We start from the raw sequence: 13,544 nt of genomic DNA on the forward strand, positions 1-13,544 counted from the left end.
GATCCTTGCGGTGGTTACGACGATCCGCGCCCGCGCGGCGCACGACCGGCGCGTGCGGCGCTCCAGCGGGGCGAGAGGGCGCCCGTTCGACGGAGCATCAGCACATCCGATGCCCATCCCGTCAGGACGCGCTGATACATCCGCCGCGCCTCGCGCAGCACGGGATCGTTCACGTCGTACATCGGCAGGAACGCGCCGATTCCTTGTGCATCAGCGTCCTCACGGTGCGGCGGAGAAGACGAGGCGGAGACGGCTGGCGGCGTGGGGGACGGCGTCATGTCCGACTTATCGGCGCGTGCAGGGCATGACTTTGCGCCAAGGTCGGCAAAAAACGAACAGTCCCGCCCGGAACGGGACGGGACTGCTCATGTTCGACTCGGATGACAAGCCGGTCAGCGGGCGGTGTACACGCCCCGCTTCACGCGACGGAAGAGGTCGCTGTTCTTCTTGGAGATGAGCTGCTGATTGGCCATGACGCGCAGATTGGGGCTGTCCGAGGCGTACCCGGCGGCCTTGATGGCCTCCACGGCCTCGGTGACCGACATGCTCTTGCCCTGGAGAATCTTGTGAAGCGTCATGGCGAGACTGCCTTCGCGCCGTCGTCCCCCGCGACCCCCGCCGCCCTTGCGGCGCCCGCCGCGCCGCCTGGGTGCTGCCGCGGCCGGCGCCGCCGCGAACGAGTCGCCCGTCAGCACCGACAGTTCCGCCTCCACCGACGCCAGCTGCGCCGCCAGCGCGTCGCGATGCTTCTGCAGCATCGACACCGATGAAGCGCGCCGCTTCAGTTCGGCCTGCAGAGCGAAGGTGGGGATTGCGGACAGCTTGCTGCGTCGGCCTCGCCGCTTGGGCACGCCGCCGGGCACGTTTGAACGTTTCTTCGCCATGAACACGGTCCTTCAAAATGGGTGTACGCAGGTCGTTGCTCGGGACGCCGCCCGATCGGCCCGCCGGGGAACTCGTAAGATGATAGTGGTGCGCAGGGGTTGCGCCAAATCAGTTGATTCACGCACGTCGAGACATGCTCCGCCAAGGGCCTCATTCGACCGGCGTCGTCCGCGCCGGCGTCGTTGCAAGGAAGGCGTGACGCATGACTTCCAGGACGCGCGGGGGCGATAACGCGATGCGGCGCTGATCGGGGCGTTGTTGTGCTGAGACGAGGCCCGTCGTCCGCAACCGCAGCACGGCGAGGTTTCCTCATCGCTTCGTCACCCGACGCCGCTCGCATCGCCCCAACGGACAGGAACAGAACCAGGCCGTCGGTCTCATTCTCCACCGTCAAATCCGAGGCGCTGCATCAGCCCGTCGAACTCGTCCAGAGAGTAGAAGTCGATGATGAGCTTGCCGCGCCCCTTGCGCCGACTGGGCTGAATGCGGACGCGCGTACCCAGGTGACGGCTGAGCCGCGCTTCCAGGTCCGCCAGGTGACGATTGGTCGTCGCGGCGGGCTTGACCGGGTCGTGCGTCGCCGGCGGCGTCGACACCGCGAGGTGCTGAACGACTTGCCGCTCCGTCTCGCGTACCGACCACCCATGCCGAACCGCCAGCCGGGCCACGCGGGCGCGGACGTCGGGTTGCTCGATGCCCAGCAGCGCCTTGGCATGACCCATCATCAGGGTTCCCGCGCGCAGCGCGTCGCGGCAAAAATCGTCTAACTCATTGAGACGAAGAAAGTTAGAAACACTTGACCGATCCAACCCCACGCGCTCGGCGATCTCCGCGTGCGTGAGCCCGAAGGTGTCGGCCAGGGCTCGAAACGCCTCCGCCTTCTCCAGCGGGTTCAGATCCTCGCGCTGCAGGTTCTCGATGAGCGCCCACTCCGCCGCGACTTGGTCATCCACGTCGCGCACCACCGCCGGAATGGTCGCCAGACCAGCGCGACCGGCGGCGCGCCAGCGACGTTCACCCGCGATCAGCGTGTACCGTCCACCTCGTTCGGGTCGCACCACGATGGGCTGCATCACGCCCGCCGATCGAATCGACGATGCGAGGGCCTCCAGCGCCGACTCATCAAAGTGCTGCCTCGGCTGACTCGGATTGGGAACGATGCACCCCAGCGGCAGATACGCAATGCGGGCCTCATCGGTCGCCGGCTGGAGCCCGCCTTCACGGGGCGTGAATGAAGGTGCATCGCCCAACGCCGATCTGGCTGGATCCGTCTGAACGGCGTTGCCGGATGACTCGGAACCGATGTCTCCGGTCTGCGGATCAGGCATCGCGACGGGATCGAGCCGCCTGGACGGTTCGCCTTCCCCGACGGGGCGTTTCACCTCGATCGTTCGGCCGTCATCGCCGGTGCGATCAATCGGGACGGGTGTTGACATCAGTGATCCGAGTCCCCTGCCGAGGCGTCGTCGCTTGGCCAGTTGCACCGGGTCGGTCATGGTCGATCCTTTCGATCGTGCGGCGGAATGGGCCGGATGATATCGGTCCATCAGGAGGTTCCACGTGGAACTTTCCACATGTCCAATCGTCTGGCGTTCCTGAAGCGGCTGCGGAACGGATCAATCGCCGCCCGACCATCGGCCCGGACCAACGGGCAGCACTTCGTGTTCGGTAGGTTCGACCATCCGCGCGCTGCCCGCGTTCGGCGATGCCCTGGGCGCATCCATGAGCAACGAAGGGGCTCGTGATGATGGTTCACGGTGTTCCACGTGGAACACGCGTGAGTGACCTCAGGACCTTTCCCGGCGGGAAATGGGGTCGTTCGATGATTCTCCCGCGCCAGTAACGTCCTATAACCATTCAACGTCCGATCTGGCGCTCGCGGGATGAACTCATCATCCGTTGAATCCCGACCGATACACGTGTCACCGATTCGCCGAATCCAGTCCGTGCGGTGCGCCACTGCCATGTGCGACGAGACATCCATCATCACGCCCGAAGCGATCGTGGATCGCATCGAGACGTTGCAGCGCGAGGTGGATCGTCTCAATCGCGAGCTGGACGAATCGTCGCGTCTGGCGACGCTGGGGCTGCTCGCCGCCACCATCGCTCACGAGTTGCGCAATCTGCTGACGCCGGTGCTGGGATACGCCCAGCTGGCGCGCTCGCGCCCGGATGATGCGAATCTCTGTCTGCGCGCGTTGGAGAAGACCATTCACGGGGTGGAGAGCGCCTCGCGGGTGCTGGAATCGACGCTGGAGTTCGGCGCGTCTCGTGAGCCGGATGGTCCGGTGGAATGCGACGTGCGCGTCACGGCCGAGGCCGCTCTGTCCCTGCTGGCGAGCGACATCAGCAAGAGCGGGGTGACGGTGACGCTCGATCTGCCCGCCGGTCTGACCGTGGCGATGGGGGGGGTGCAACTGCAGCAGGTGCTGCTCAACCTGCTGCTCAACGCGCTGCGCGCCCACCGCGACGGCGCGGCGGCGAACGCCAGGCGTGGATCTCGCTGGATCCGCATCGCCGGAAACCCCGCCGCCGACAACCGGGTCGAAGTGCGCGTCATCGACAACGGCCCCGGCATTTCCGACGGGATGATCGAACGCCTGTTCCAGCCGTTCGCACGCGGCGCGTCGGACCATGATGGAAGGGTGACCGAAGGCGGCGCTGGCCTTGGGTTGCACATCTGCCGGCGCCTGGTGGAGGAGCGGGGGGGCTCGATCCGCGCCGCGCCCACGCATGGCGGGGGGGCGACGTTCGCCATGACGCTCCCGGCGGGGGCGCGGGGGCGCCTGCGGCGGGCCGGATGAATCAACAGTCAACCCCGATCGTCGATGGACGGCGCGCCCGGAATTCCGCATAATGAATGAACGGTCGGTGCGTGCTGCGGGGCGCGTGCCTCTTCCGGACTCGACGGCCGGACTGTGATCGCGTCAGCCCGCGGACGCGCCGGAGGCACGGCCGATGACGAATCAGCGACCATCTCTCGGTCCACCGCCTGCCGCGTCGTGGTGGCCGCCGCGAGCGCGTTACGCGGCGCTGCTGGTCGCCCTCGGCTACTTCGCGGTGGCGGTGATCTGGATCCTGGTGTCGGACCAGATCGTCGGCATGATGACGAACGATCCGGCGCGGGTGACGATCATTCAGATGTACAAGGGCTGGGCGTTCGTCAGCGCCACGGCGCTGCTGCTCGGGTTCATTCTGTGGCGCTGGGCGGGACGGATGGAGCGTGAGTTCGAGGCGCGCCTCGAGGCGGAGCGCGTGCATCGTTCCCTGGTTGAACACGCGCCGGTGGGCATCTTCGTCTCCGTGGACGAGCGCATCGTCTACATCAACGAGGCGCTGGCGCAGACGCTCGGCGCCCCGAACCGCGCCGCGCTGCTGGGGCGGCCGTTCTGGAGCATCGTGCATCCGGACCGGCATGAGATCATCCGCGAACGCATGCGATCCATTCTTGACAGCGGGCGACCGACGAAGCCGCTCGAGCAAGACATCCTTCGGCTGGACGGATCGCTGGTGACGGTGGAGACGTCGGCCGTGCTGTGCGAGTTCGAGGGACGGACGGGGCTGCAGGTCATCGTGCGCGACATTTCCGAGCGCAAGCGCGCCGAGGATGAGATCCGTCGTCTCAACGCCTCGCTGGAGAAGCGGGTCGAGGAGCGGACCGCGGAGCTGCGGGCGGCCAACGAGGAGCTCGAGTCCTTTACGTACTCGGTGTCGCACGACCTGCGGGCGCCCCTGCGCGCCATGAGCGGGCTGTCGCGCGTGCTGCTGGACGATTACGCCGCGTCGCTCCCCGACGAGGCCCGTCGATACCTGTCGATGGTGTGCGACAACGCCTCGCAGATGGGCGCCCTGATCGACGACCTGCTGTCGCTGTCGCGGCTGGGGCGTCAGTCGATGACGATCGGCCCCGTCTCGATGACGGCGCTGGCCCGCGACGCCGCCGAAACGGTCTCGCGCGCCGAGCCCGTCCGCGACGTGGCCTTGACCATCGCCGACATGCCCGGCGCGCGCGGCGACGGGGCGCTGCTGAAACAGGTGTATCTCAACCTGTTCTCCAATGCGTACAAGTACAGCCGTCCGCGCCGTCCGGCGCGAATCGAGGCGGGCTCGATGGATCGCGGCGGCGAGACGGTGTATTTTGTGCGCGACAACGGCGTGGGCTTCGACATGCGATATGTTGACAAGGTGTTCGGCGTCTTTCAGCGACTGCATCGCGCCGACGAGTTCGAGGGCACCGGCGTGGGGCTGGCGATCGTGCGCCGCATCGTCGAGCGGCACGGCGGCCGCGTGTGGATCGAGTCGGCGATCGATCAGGGAACCACGGTCTTCTTCACCATTCACGGAGAGCATCAGCCATGAACCAGTCGGACGAGGTGGAAATCGTGCTGGTGGAGGACAATCCGTCCGACCTGGAGCTGACGCTTCACGCGCTGCGCAAGGGCCGGGTGACCAACCGCATCCAGGTGGCCCGCGACGGCGAGGAGGCGGTGACGATGCTGCTGAACGGGTCGAGCGGCCCGCCGCCTCACCTGCGGCTGGTGCTGCTCGACCTGAAACTGCCCAAGCTGAGCGGGCTGGAGGTGCTGGCCCGGATCAAGAGCGACGAGATCTCACGCCGGATTCCGGTGGTGGTGCTGACATCCTCGCGCGAGGACCGGGACATCGCCGAGGCCTATCGTCTCGGAGCCAACAGTTACATCGTCAAGCCGGTGGACTTCGAGCAGTTCACGCACGCGGTGTCGCAGGTGGGAATGTACTGGATGCTGATCAACCAGGCGCCGGTGCTGGCGCATCGGTGACCGATTCGCGGGGAGCGCGGGATCATGACGAGTCAGCCGCTGCGCATCCTGATCGTGGAGGATCGCCCGGAGGACGAGGAGCTGGTGCTTCATGAACTGAAGCGCGAGGGTCTGCGCTTCGAACACCGGCGCGTGGATGACGAGAAGGGGTTCGGCGCGGCGCTGGATTGGGCTCCGCAGATCATCCTGGCCGACTACAACCTGCCGCAGTTCACGGCGCGGCGCGCCCTGGAGCTGCTGCGCCAACGGGGGGACGACATTCCCTTCATCGTCATCACCGGCAGCATCAGCGAGGAAGTGGCGGTGGACATGATGAAGCGGGGGGCGGCGGACTATCTCATCAAGGACCGCCTGACCCGCCTGGGCGTCGCGGTGAAGCAGGCCCTGGAGCAGAAGCGCCTGCGCGACGCCCAGCGCGCCAACGTGGACGCCCTGCGCCGCATGGCTGAAATCGAACGGCTGCTGCGGCTGGAGCTCGATCACCGCGTGCGCAACAACCTGGCGTCGCTGCTTTCCCTGGTGGACATGACGCGCCGCACCACGCGCGACGTGGGCGCCTTCGCCGAGTCGATCGGGGGGCGCATCCGCGTCATGGCCGACGTGCACGGGCTGCTCTCCGCGGGTCGGTACAGCGCGCTGCCGGTCTCACGCGTCGTGGAGCTGGTGCGTCCTCCCGGGGCGGAGCGATGCGTGAGCGTGACCGGCGATGACCCGCTCGTTCCCACCTCGCAGGTGGCGTCGCTGGCGATCGTGCTCCACGAGTGCTTCACCAACGCGCAGAAGCATGGCGCGTTGAGCACCCAGGACGGGGGCATCGACATCGCCTGCCGCCTTGCGGAGGACGACAAGGGACATGCCATGCTGCGCCTGCGCTGGACGGAGCGGGGGGGGCCGGCGCCCTCCACGCCCCACGAGCCGGGCAACGGCACGCAGCTGATCGCGGGGGTGGTGCGCTCCGACCTGCGGGGCGAGATCCGGTTCCGCTGGCCGCCGCAGGGGGCGGATCATGAACTGTCGTTTCCGCTGGCGGCGGAGTCCGCCGCGGCGCCGACCGCCTCCGCCGCGGGCGAGTGAGGCGAAGCCCCGGTGCGCCGCGGACCTCACGGAGCGGGCGGCTTGCTCCGCGAGTCGCTCGGCTCGCGGCCTGATTGGTCGGTCACGCCGCCCGGGGAACGAGGTTGTCGAGGAACATCGCAGCACATCGGTCCCACGAACACTCCAGCGCCTGGGCGCGGCAGTCGCGTGGATCGAGCAGGAGGGCCTGCATGGCGGCGATGGCGATGTCCTCGTGCAGCACGCCGGTCACCCCGGGACGCACCACGTCGATGGGGCCGGTCACGGGGTACGCCGCCACCGGCAGGCCGCACGCCATGGCTTCGAGCATGACCACGCCGAAGGTGTCGGTGCGCGACGGGAAGACGAAGACATCACCCGCGGCCATGTGACGGGCCAGATCGTCGCCGGTCTGGAAGCCGGTGAAGACGACATGAGGATGGCGCGGCCGGAGTGAGGCCATGGCCGGACCGTCGCCGATGACGACCTTCGTGCCGGGCAGATCGGCGTGCAGGAAGGCCTCGATGTTCTTCTCCCGCGCCACGCGACCGCAGAAGAGAAAGATGGGGCGCGGGCGGTGGTAGAGGTTCTTCTCCGCGGCAGGTCGGAAGCGCTCGGTGTCCACGCCTCGCGTCCAGACCACCGCGTTGGTGAAGCCGCGGCTCCGCAACTCGCGCTGCACGCTGGGCGTGGGCACCAGCATGCGGGTCGCGGCGTTGTGGAACCGCCGCAGCACCGCGTACGACCAGCGCGTCGGGATGCGGAAATACTGCCGCCCGTACTGGGCGTACTGCGTGTGGTAGGACGTGGTGAAGCGCCAGCGCCGCCTCAGACAGAACCGACGGGCGGCGAAGCCCAGCGTGCCTTCCGTGGCGATGTGGATGGCGTCGGGAGCGAAATCGGTCAGTTGCTGCTTGAGACGTCGCGCCGGTGCAATCGCCAGGCGGATCTCGGGATACCTGGGCAGCGGAAAGGTCCGAAACTGACCCGGATGAACAATGAGCAGTTCGTGACCCTGTTGCCGGAGAAGGGTCGTCACCTGCTCCAGCGTGGTGACGACGCCGTTGATCTGGGGTTTCCACGCATCGGTGATGAGGGCGATTCGCATGGGGGCTCCGGGTGGTCAGGCGGGTTTCTCCGCCATGGATCATGATCGGGGGCTGTGACGGGTCGGTTCGGGCTTCATGGGCGCGGCGTTGGGACTGTGAAAAAAGTTGATGTCGGGGCTTGACAGGTCCGGCGAGTATGTTAGGATACACTAACTCATACGGAGAACCACCATGCGACTTTCAACCGAGCACGGCCAGATGATGCGGATGTCAGCGATCGACCTGGGCGCCCCGATCGGCGGCGGCGTCGGGGGGCAGGCCCTTCGGGCGGACCAGTCGGGGCTGGAGGCGTCCTTCGCCTTGCTGGAGGAGGTGACGGCGGGCCGGGCCGGCAATCCGGAGGCCGGGAATCCGGGGGCGGATGGCGGGCTGGATATCCGCGGGGCGGGTCACGGCATGCTCAACGCGGGTCGCGTGGTGTCGCGCTCGCGCATCGCCTGGCGACACGTCGTCGTCAAGGCGCTGTCGAAGCTGCCGGGCACACGATTCAAGAGCGCACTGACCCGGCGGCTCCTGGGGGTGCGCATGGGGCGCGATGTGGGTTTGGCCTACGGCGTGTTCCTTGACCCGTACGACCCGTCGATGATCTCGTTCGGCGACAACGTGCTGGTGGGGTTCGACAGCGCCATCTTCGTCCACATGTTCACCCTCACCCGTCAGCGCCTCCGCCCGGTGACCATCGGCAGCAACGTGATGATCGGGGCGAAGTGCCTCATCGCCCCCGGCGTGACCATCGGCGACGGGGCCTCCATCGCCCCCGGCACGGTGGTGTCGCGCGATGTGCCCGCCGGCGCCATGGGGATGGGCAACCCGATGGTCATCCGCCGCCGAGGAGAGCGAGGTCAGTCCACCGATGAGCACGGATGACGGGGGGAAGGAGACAGGAGAGAGGGGACGGAATCCGGTGGATCGGCTTGCCGGACGAGTTCATGGCTCGAAGCCCGCCGCGACGATTCTCAGCGCCCAGACACGACAGCGGTGGAGTTCGAAGCATCGGTCCACCAGGTCGGGATTCCCGGACCCAGCACCCGGTACCCGGTACCCGCGACACCATGAGACGTATTTCTTTCTGGCTCATCGCCATGCTCCACGTGACCATCATCGCCTTCTGCGCGGTCGGGTTTCTCGCCACGTTCGAGCCCGGCGATTCGGGCAACATGTGGGCGTGGCGGATCGGTTACGGCGTTGTCGGGTCGGGTTCGCTGGCGGCGATCATCGCGTTGCTCCTGCCCCGGCTCCGTGTTCGGCCGAAGCGGCGGTGAGTCGTTCCGCGAACCGTCGGCGACGGATGTGATACGATGGGAGGCGTCAGCCATGCGATGCCGCCCCTGGAGAACGGGCGGGACGACGCCGGTTCTCAAGCGTGACTTCGCAGTGGAGGCCCTGACGACACGGGCCGCCCAGACGTGCCGGGCGGCTCTGGCGCCGTACGGACGTTGCGAGACGGGCGAGTGCGGGTTGCATCGCACGCGAGGGACGCATGAACAGTGACAGGTCCGACCACAGCCAACCCACCGCCGATCTGCCGTCATCGCCCGCTGGCGACGTAACGGCGGACATGCCGCCTCCCGCCGCGGCGCCGGTGCGCGAGGGGCCGGGCAGCCGCATCGGACCGTACCGGATTCTCAGTCAGATCGGCGAGGGGGGGTTCGGCGTGGTGTTCCTGGCGGAGCAGGAGCGCCCGGTGGCGCGTCGGGTGGCGCTCAAGATCATCAAGCTGGGGATGGACACCCGGCAGGTGGTGGCCCGCTTCGAGCAGGAGCGCCAGGCCCTGGCGCTGATGGACCACCCCAACATCGCCAAGGTGTTCGACGCCGGCGCCACGGAGTCGGGCCGACCCTACTTCGTGATGGAGTTCTGCCCCGGCGAACCGATCGACGCGTACTGCGACCGCAACCGGCTCACCATCGAGCAGCGTCTGGACCTGTTCATCCAGGTGTGCGAGGCGGTGCAGCACGCCCACACCAAGGCCATCATCCACCGCGACATCAAGCCATCGAACATCCTCGTGGCCTCGCGCGACGGGCGTCTGACGGCCAAGGTGATCGACTTCGGCGTGGCCAAGGCCACGGTCAGCAAGCTCACCGAGAAGACGCTCTTCACCGAGCACCGGCAGTTCATCGGCACGCCCGAGTACATGAGCCCGGAGCAGGCCGAGGGAAGCCAGGACATCGACACGCGCACCGATGTGTACTCCCTGGGTGTGCTGCTCTACGAGCTGCTCACGGGCACCACGCCCTTCAGCGGGCGCGAGCTGCGTTCGGCCGGCTTCGCCGAGATTCTGCGCATCATCCGCGAGGTGGAGCCGCCCCGTCCCAGCACGCGGCTCAGTTCGAACACCGCGACGCTGGCCACGGTCGCCTCGCAGCGGCAGGCGGAGCCGACCCGCATCGGCTCGATCGTGCGGGGCGAGCTGGACTGGATCGTGATGACCGCGATGGAGAAGGATCGGGCCCGCCGCTACGACACCGCCAGCGCGCTGGCGCAGGACGTGCGCCGATACCTGGCGGGCGACGCGGTGCAGGCGGTGCCGCCCAGCCGGTCGTATCAGTTCCGCAAGTTCGTCCGCCGAAACCGGGTGATGGCGGGGGCCGTGAGCGCGGTGGCGGTCGCGCTGCTGCTGGGGGCGGGCGCGTTCGCCTGGCAGGCGCAGGTGGCACGCGAACAGCGTGACAAGGCCGTCGAAGCGCAGGCCTCGGCAGATCGCCAGCGCGATCGGGCCGTGCTCGCCGAGGCCGAGGCCAAGCAGCGCGCCGATGAACTGCAGCTCGTGGCCGACTTCCAGGCCGACATGCTGGCGCAGGTGGACCCCACCGAGGCCGGTCGGATGCTCTCCGCCGATGTGGCGGCGCGGCTTGCGGAGTCGCTGCGGAAGGCCGGTGCGGACGATGGCGCACGGGACGCCGCGATGCAGGCGTTCACGTCGCAGTGGGCCAACATCAACGCCACCGACGCCGCGCGCACGCTGATCGACGGCGTCATACTCAAGCCCGCGGCGGCGGCGATCACGGCCCGGTTCGCGGATCAGCCCGCGGTCGCCGCCCGTCTTCAGCAGGCGCTGGCGGAGCGGTATCACGGGTTCGGCATGTACGTCGAGGCCACGGCCCTGCTTCAGGCCGCGCTCGACACGCGCCGTCGCGTGCTGGGCGAGGATCATCCCGACACGCTGGAATCGCTCAACACGCTGGGGACGCTTCACCACGTCAGCGGGCGGTTGGCGGAAGCCGAGGCGGTCTACCGGGATTCGCTGGAGCGGTATCGGCGCGTGCAGGGCCCGGATCACCCGGACACCATCACCGCGGTCGGAAAGCTGGGCGCGCTCCTGTGGGAGATGGGCAAGCCCGAGGCGGCCGAGCAGTATCTGCGCGATGCGCTGGCCGGACATCGCCGCGTGCTGGGTGAGGAGCATCCCGAAACACTGCTCTCCATCAACAACATGGGCTTCGTGCTGCAGCAGCAGGGCAAGTTCGATGAGGCGGAGGCGCATTACCGCGAGGCGCTGGAGAAGTACCGCCGCGTGCTCGGGCCGGAACATCCGAACACGCTGGTGGCGCTGAACAACGTGGGCTATCTCCTTCAGGCGCAGAACAAGCTGGCCGAGGCGGAGCCGTTCTGGCGCGAGACGCTGGAGATCCGACGCCGCACGCTGGGCGAGGCCCACCCCGACACGCTCAACTCCATCAACAACATGGGGTACCTGCTGCAGATGCAGGGGAAGAACGATGAGGCGGAGCCCTACTGGCGCGAGGCGCTGGACGTGCGCCGACGCACGCTCGGGCCTGAGCATCCCGACACGCTGTGGTCGATGAACAACCTGGGCGGGCTGCTGGTGGTGATGGGGCGCCTGGATGAAGCCGATCCGCTGCTGGTCGAAGCGCTGAGCAAGCGTCGTGCGACGCTGGGTGAGGGGCACCCCAACACGTTGATGTCCGCCATCAACCTGGGCGGGCTGCGGGTGACGCAGCGGCGCTTCGCCGAGGCCCTGGCGGTCCTGGAGCCGATCGAGCCGCGGGCGCGCGACGTCTTCACAGGAGGCAATGCGCGGCGGCTGGTGTCGGTGCTGCTGTATCTCGGCAAGGCCCGCGCCGGGCTTGCCTCGGACAGCGCCGGCTATCAGGCCGCCGAAACCCGGCTGCTCGAGGCCCAGCAGTTGCTCGAATCGGCCCCCGGGGCGTCATTGCGGGACCGGCAGGAGTGCGCGAAGGCGCTGAGCGATCTCTACGAGTCGTGGCACGCGGCTGATCCCGGACAGGGGCATGACGCCAAGGCGGCGTCATGGCGCGACCGCTCCGGCGTCGAACAGGCACGGTGAATCACCGTCAGTCAGCCGATCGACGATCTCACATACCCGGCAGCCGATAGACGTTTCTCACTTCCCTCCGCTCCAACGGTAGCGGGAGAGCGTGGTTCCCGCCATGGAACTGTTGGCCGCGATGATCTGGCGCAGCGTCTGCTCGTTGAGTTCCGCCGGGTGGCCCTGCCAGCGGACGACCCAGTCGGCGCTGAGGACGAGGGCGTGCGGCCAGGCGTTGCCGTTCACGGCCTTCATGGTGCGGGTGGCGGGGTCGCTGGCGACGCTGAACTTGATCGACGCCGGGGCGATGTTGTACTTCGTCAGCCCGTCGCGGAAGGCCTGCGGCGTCTCGTTGGTGATGGCGATGATCTCCAGTGAGCCGCGGAATTTCTCCTGCAACTGGCTCATGTGCGGGAAGGACGCGCGGCAGGGGGGGCACCACGTGGCCGAGAAGTCGATGATCACCACCTTGCCCGTGAGGTCTGGTTGCGCGCTCACCCACGTCTCGGCGAACAGGGCTGGTCCCTTCTTGCCCTGGACGTTGGCGGCGCTCAGTCGCCCAGTGTTGTGAGGGGGCCACTCGATGTCGGACGTGTCCTTCAACTCCGGCGCCGGGCGCGGCTCGCCCTTCTTCTCCGGGTCGAATGCTTCATCAATCAACCCCTTCACCGCCTCGCGCAGGCCGTTGGGGTTCAGCCCGGCGTAACGGATGATGCCATGCCTGTCGATCACCACGTTGGCGGGCTTCCGGAAGAAACCGAACTCGTCGCAGAACTTGCCCTCGCGGTCGAGGATGATCGGCATGGTCATTTCGCGCTGCTTGAGGAACTTCTCCGCGGCATCCGCGCCGTCAGGCGTATGCAGCCCGATGACCACCACCTGCTCGCCGAAGGGTTTGAGCACGTTCTCCGCCCGCTCGATGGCGGCTCGGCCGGGGCTGTCCTTCGTCGTCCACGACTGCACCACGACCACCTTGCCTCGAAGGCCTTCCCACGACAGGGGCTTGTCGGTTTCCTTCCACTCCAGCCCGGTGGGCATCTCAGGCGCGGCGTAGCCGATGTTTTCATCGAGCAGACTCCGATCCAGATTGTCCATTTTCTCCAGCCACCGCGGATTCACTTCGGACTTCTTGTCGTCCTGCGCGAACGGCGCCGCGGCCAGACAAGACGCGACCAGTGCGGCGGGCAGCAGCGACAGAACCGGGATTCGTGAGGTCATGGAGTGAGTTCCCGTGGTGAGCAGCGGGGAATGAAAGGAACGAAGTGGTGGGGGAGTGGAGGACGCGAGGGCGTGGGCGCGAACACGCGGAACCGGGAGACGCGGATCGAATCGAGCAGCCGGACGGAGCGAACAAGACGATCAAAGTCCCAAACGGATGAGAACAGAGGCCGGGTGACTCGGTGA

General features: G+C 67.6%; 12 protein-coding genes. 7 read left to right on the top strand and 5 right to left on the bottom strand.

Features of this window, described 5'->3' with window-relative positions:
- Positions 1-14: 14 nt before the first annotated feature.
- From HRU76_06525 to HRU76_06535, 3 genes are all read right to left on the bottom strand, one after another.
- Complete coding sequence (locus HRU76_06525; protein ID QOJ17247.1) at positions 15-278, bottom strand: hypothetical protein; 264 nt, start codon at positions 276-278, stop codon at positions 15-17.
- A 114-nt stretch (positions 279-392) separates the two neighbouring features.
- Positions 393-884: a hypothetical protein gene (locus HRU76_06530; GenBank protein ID QOJ17248.1), complete on the bottom strand. Its 492-nt coding sequence runs from the start codon at positions 882-884 to the stop codon at positions 393-395.
- Between the two features lie 378 nt (positions 885-1,262).
- Positions 1,263-2,321 (bottom strand): ParB/RepB/Spo0J family partition protein, encoded by a 1,059-nt coding sequence (locus HRU76_06535; protein QOJ17249.1) that lies wholly within the window; start codon positions 2,319-2,321, stop codon positions 1,263-1,265.
- Positions 2,322-2,831: 510 nt separating this feature from the next.
- Here HRU76_06535 and HRU76_06540 point away from each other — a divergent pair.
- The 4 genes from HRU76_06540 (at position 2,832) to HRU76_06555 (ending at position 6,758) form a co-directional block, all read left to right on the top strand.
- A complete protein-coding gene (locus HRU76_06540; GenBank protein ID QOJ17250.1) occupies positions 2,832-3,689 on the top strand; it encodes a HAMP domain-containing histidine kinase in 858 nt (285 codons plus the stop codon).
- Positions 3,690-3,843: 154 nt separating this feature from the next.
- Positions 3,844-5,244 (top strand): PAS domain S-box protein, encoded by a 1,401-nt coding sequence (locus tag HRU76_06545; protein ID QOJ17251.1) that lies wholly within the window; start codon positions 3,844-3,846, stop codon positions 5,242-5,244.
- Entirely contained in the window at positions 5,241-5,684 is a 444-nt protein-coding gene (locus tag HRU76_06550; protein ID QOJ17252.1) for a response regulator, read from the top strand. Before HRU76_06545 ends, HRU76_06550 begins: the two co-directional genes overlap by 4 nt.
- Positions 5,685-5,708: 24 nt before the next feature.
- Complete coding sequence (locus tag HRU76_06555; GenBank protein ID QOJ17253.1) at positions 5,709-6,758, top strand: response regulator; 1,050 nt, start codon at positions 5,709-5,711, stop codon at positions 6,756-6,758.
- Positions 6,759-6,840: 82 nt separating this feature from the next.
- Here the strand turns inward: HRU76_06555 and HRU76_06560 are convergent, their stop codons facing one another.
- On the bottom strand, positions 6,841-7,845 hold the full coding sequence (locus HRU76_06560; protein ID QOJ17254.1) for a glycosyltransferase family 1 protein: 1,005 nt from the start codon (positions 7,843-7,845) through the stop codon (positions 6,841-6,843).
- A 172-nt stretch (positions 7,846-8,017) separates the two neighbouring features.
- On the opposite strand from HRU76_06560, the gene HRU76_06565 reads away from it, so the two are divergent.
- From HRU76_06565 to HRU76_06575, 3 genes are all read left to right on the top strand, one after another.
- Positions 8,018-8,713, top strand: coding sequence for an acyltransferase (locus HRU76_06565; protein ID QOJ17255.1), 696 nt, complete (start codon positions 8,018-8,020; stop codon positions 8,711-8,713).
- Between the two features lie 185 nt (positions 8,714-8,898).
- Positions 8,899-9,108 (top strand): hypothetical protein, encoded by a 210-nt coding sequence (locus HRU76_06570; GenBank protein QOJ17256.1) that lies wholly within the window; start codon positions 8,899-8,901, stop codon positions 9,106-9,108.
- Between the two features lie 218 nt (positions 9,109-9,326).
- The gene (locus HRU76_06575; GenBank protein ID QOJ17257.1) at positions 9,327-12,158 is read left to right on the top strand and encodes a serine/threonine protein kinase; all 2,832 of its coding nucleotides are present in this window, start codon (positions 9,327-9,329) and stop codon (positions 12,156-12,158) included.
- 57 nt (positions 12,159-12,215) lie between these two features.
- On the opposite strand, the gene HRU76_06580 is transcribed toward HRU76_06575, so the two are convergent.
- Complete coding sequence (locus HRU76_06580; protein QOJ17258.1) at positions 12,216-13,358, bottom strand: redoxin domain-containing protein; 1,143 nt, start codon at positions 13,356-13,358, stop codon at positions 12,216-12,218.
- Positions 13,359-13,544: the final 186 nt, after the last annotated feature.

The sequence above is a fragment of the Phycisphaeraceae bacterium genome (assembly GCA_015709595.1).
Classification (GTDB): Bacteria; Planctomycetota; Phycisphaerae; order Phycisphaerales; family SM1A02; genus CAADGA01.

Coding starts and splice junctions, on each gene's coding strand:
- HRU76_06525 (QOJ17247.1), bottom strand. CDS start 278: ATGACGCCGTCCCCCACGCCGCCAGCCGTCTCCGCCTCGTCTTCTCCG.
- HRU76_06530 (QOJ17248.1), bottom strand. CDS start 884: ATGGCGAAGAAACGTTCAAACGTGCCCGGCGGCGTGCCCAAGCGGCGA.
- HRU76_06535 (QOJ17249.1), bottom strand. CDS start 2,321: ATGTCAACACCCGTCCCGATTGATCGCACCGGCGATGACGGCCGAACG.
- HRU76_06545 (QOJ17251.1), top strand. CDS start 3,844: ATGACGAATCAGCGACCATCTCTCGGTCCACCGCCTGCCGCGTCGTGG.
- HRU76_06550 (QOJ17252.1), top strand. CDS start 5,241: ATGAACCAGTCGGACGAGGTGGAAATCGTGCTGGTGGAGGACAATCCG.
- HRU76_06555 (QOJ17253.1), top strand. CDS start 5,709: ATGACGAGTCAGCCGCTGCGCATCCTGATCGTGGAGGATCGCCCGGAG.
- HRU76_06560 (QOJ17254.1), bottom strand. CDS start 7,845: ATGCGAATCGCCCTCATCACCGATGCGTGGAAACCCCAGATCAACGGC.
- HRU76_06565 (QOJ17255.1), top strand. CDS start 8,018: ATGCGACTTTCAACCGAGCACGGCCAGATGATGCGGATGTCAGCGATC.
- HRU76_06570 (QOJ17256.1), top strand. CDS start 8,899: ATGAGACGTATTTCTTTCTGGCTCATCGCCATGCTCCACGTGACCATC.
- HRU76_06575 (QOJ17257.1), top strand. CDS start 9,327: ATGAACAGTGACAGGTCCGACCACAGCCAACCCACCGCCGATCTGCCG.
- HRU76_06580 (QOJ17258.1), bottom strand. CDS start 13,358: ATGACCTCACGAATCCCGGTTCTGTCGCTGCTGCCCGCCGCACTGGTC.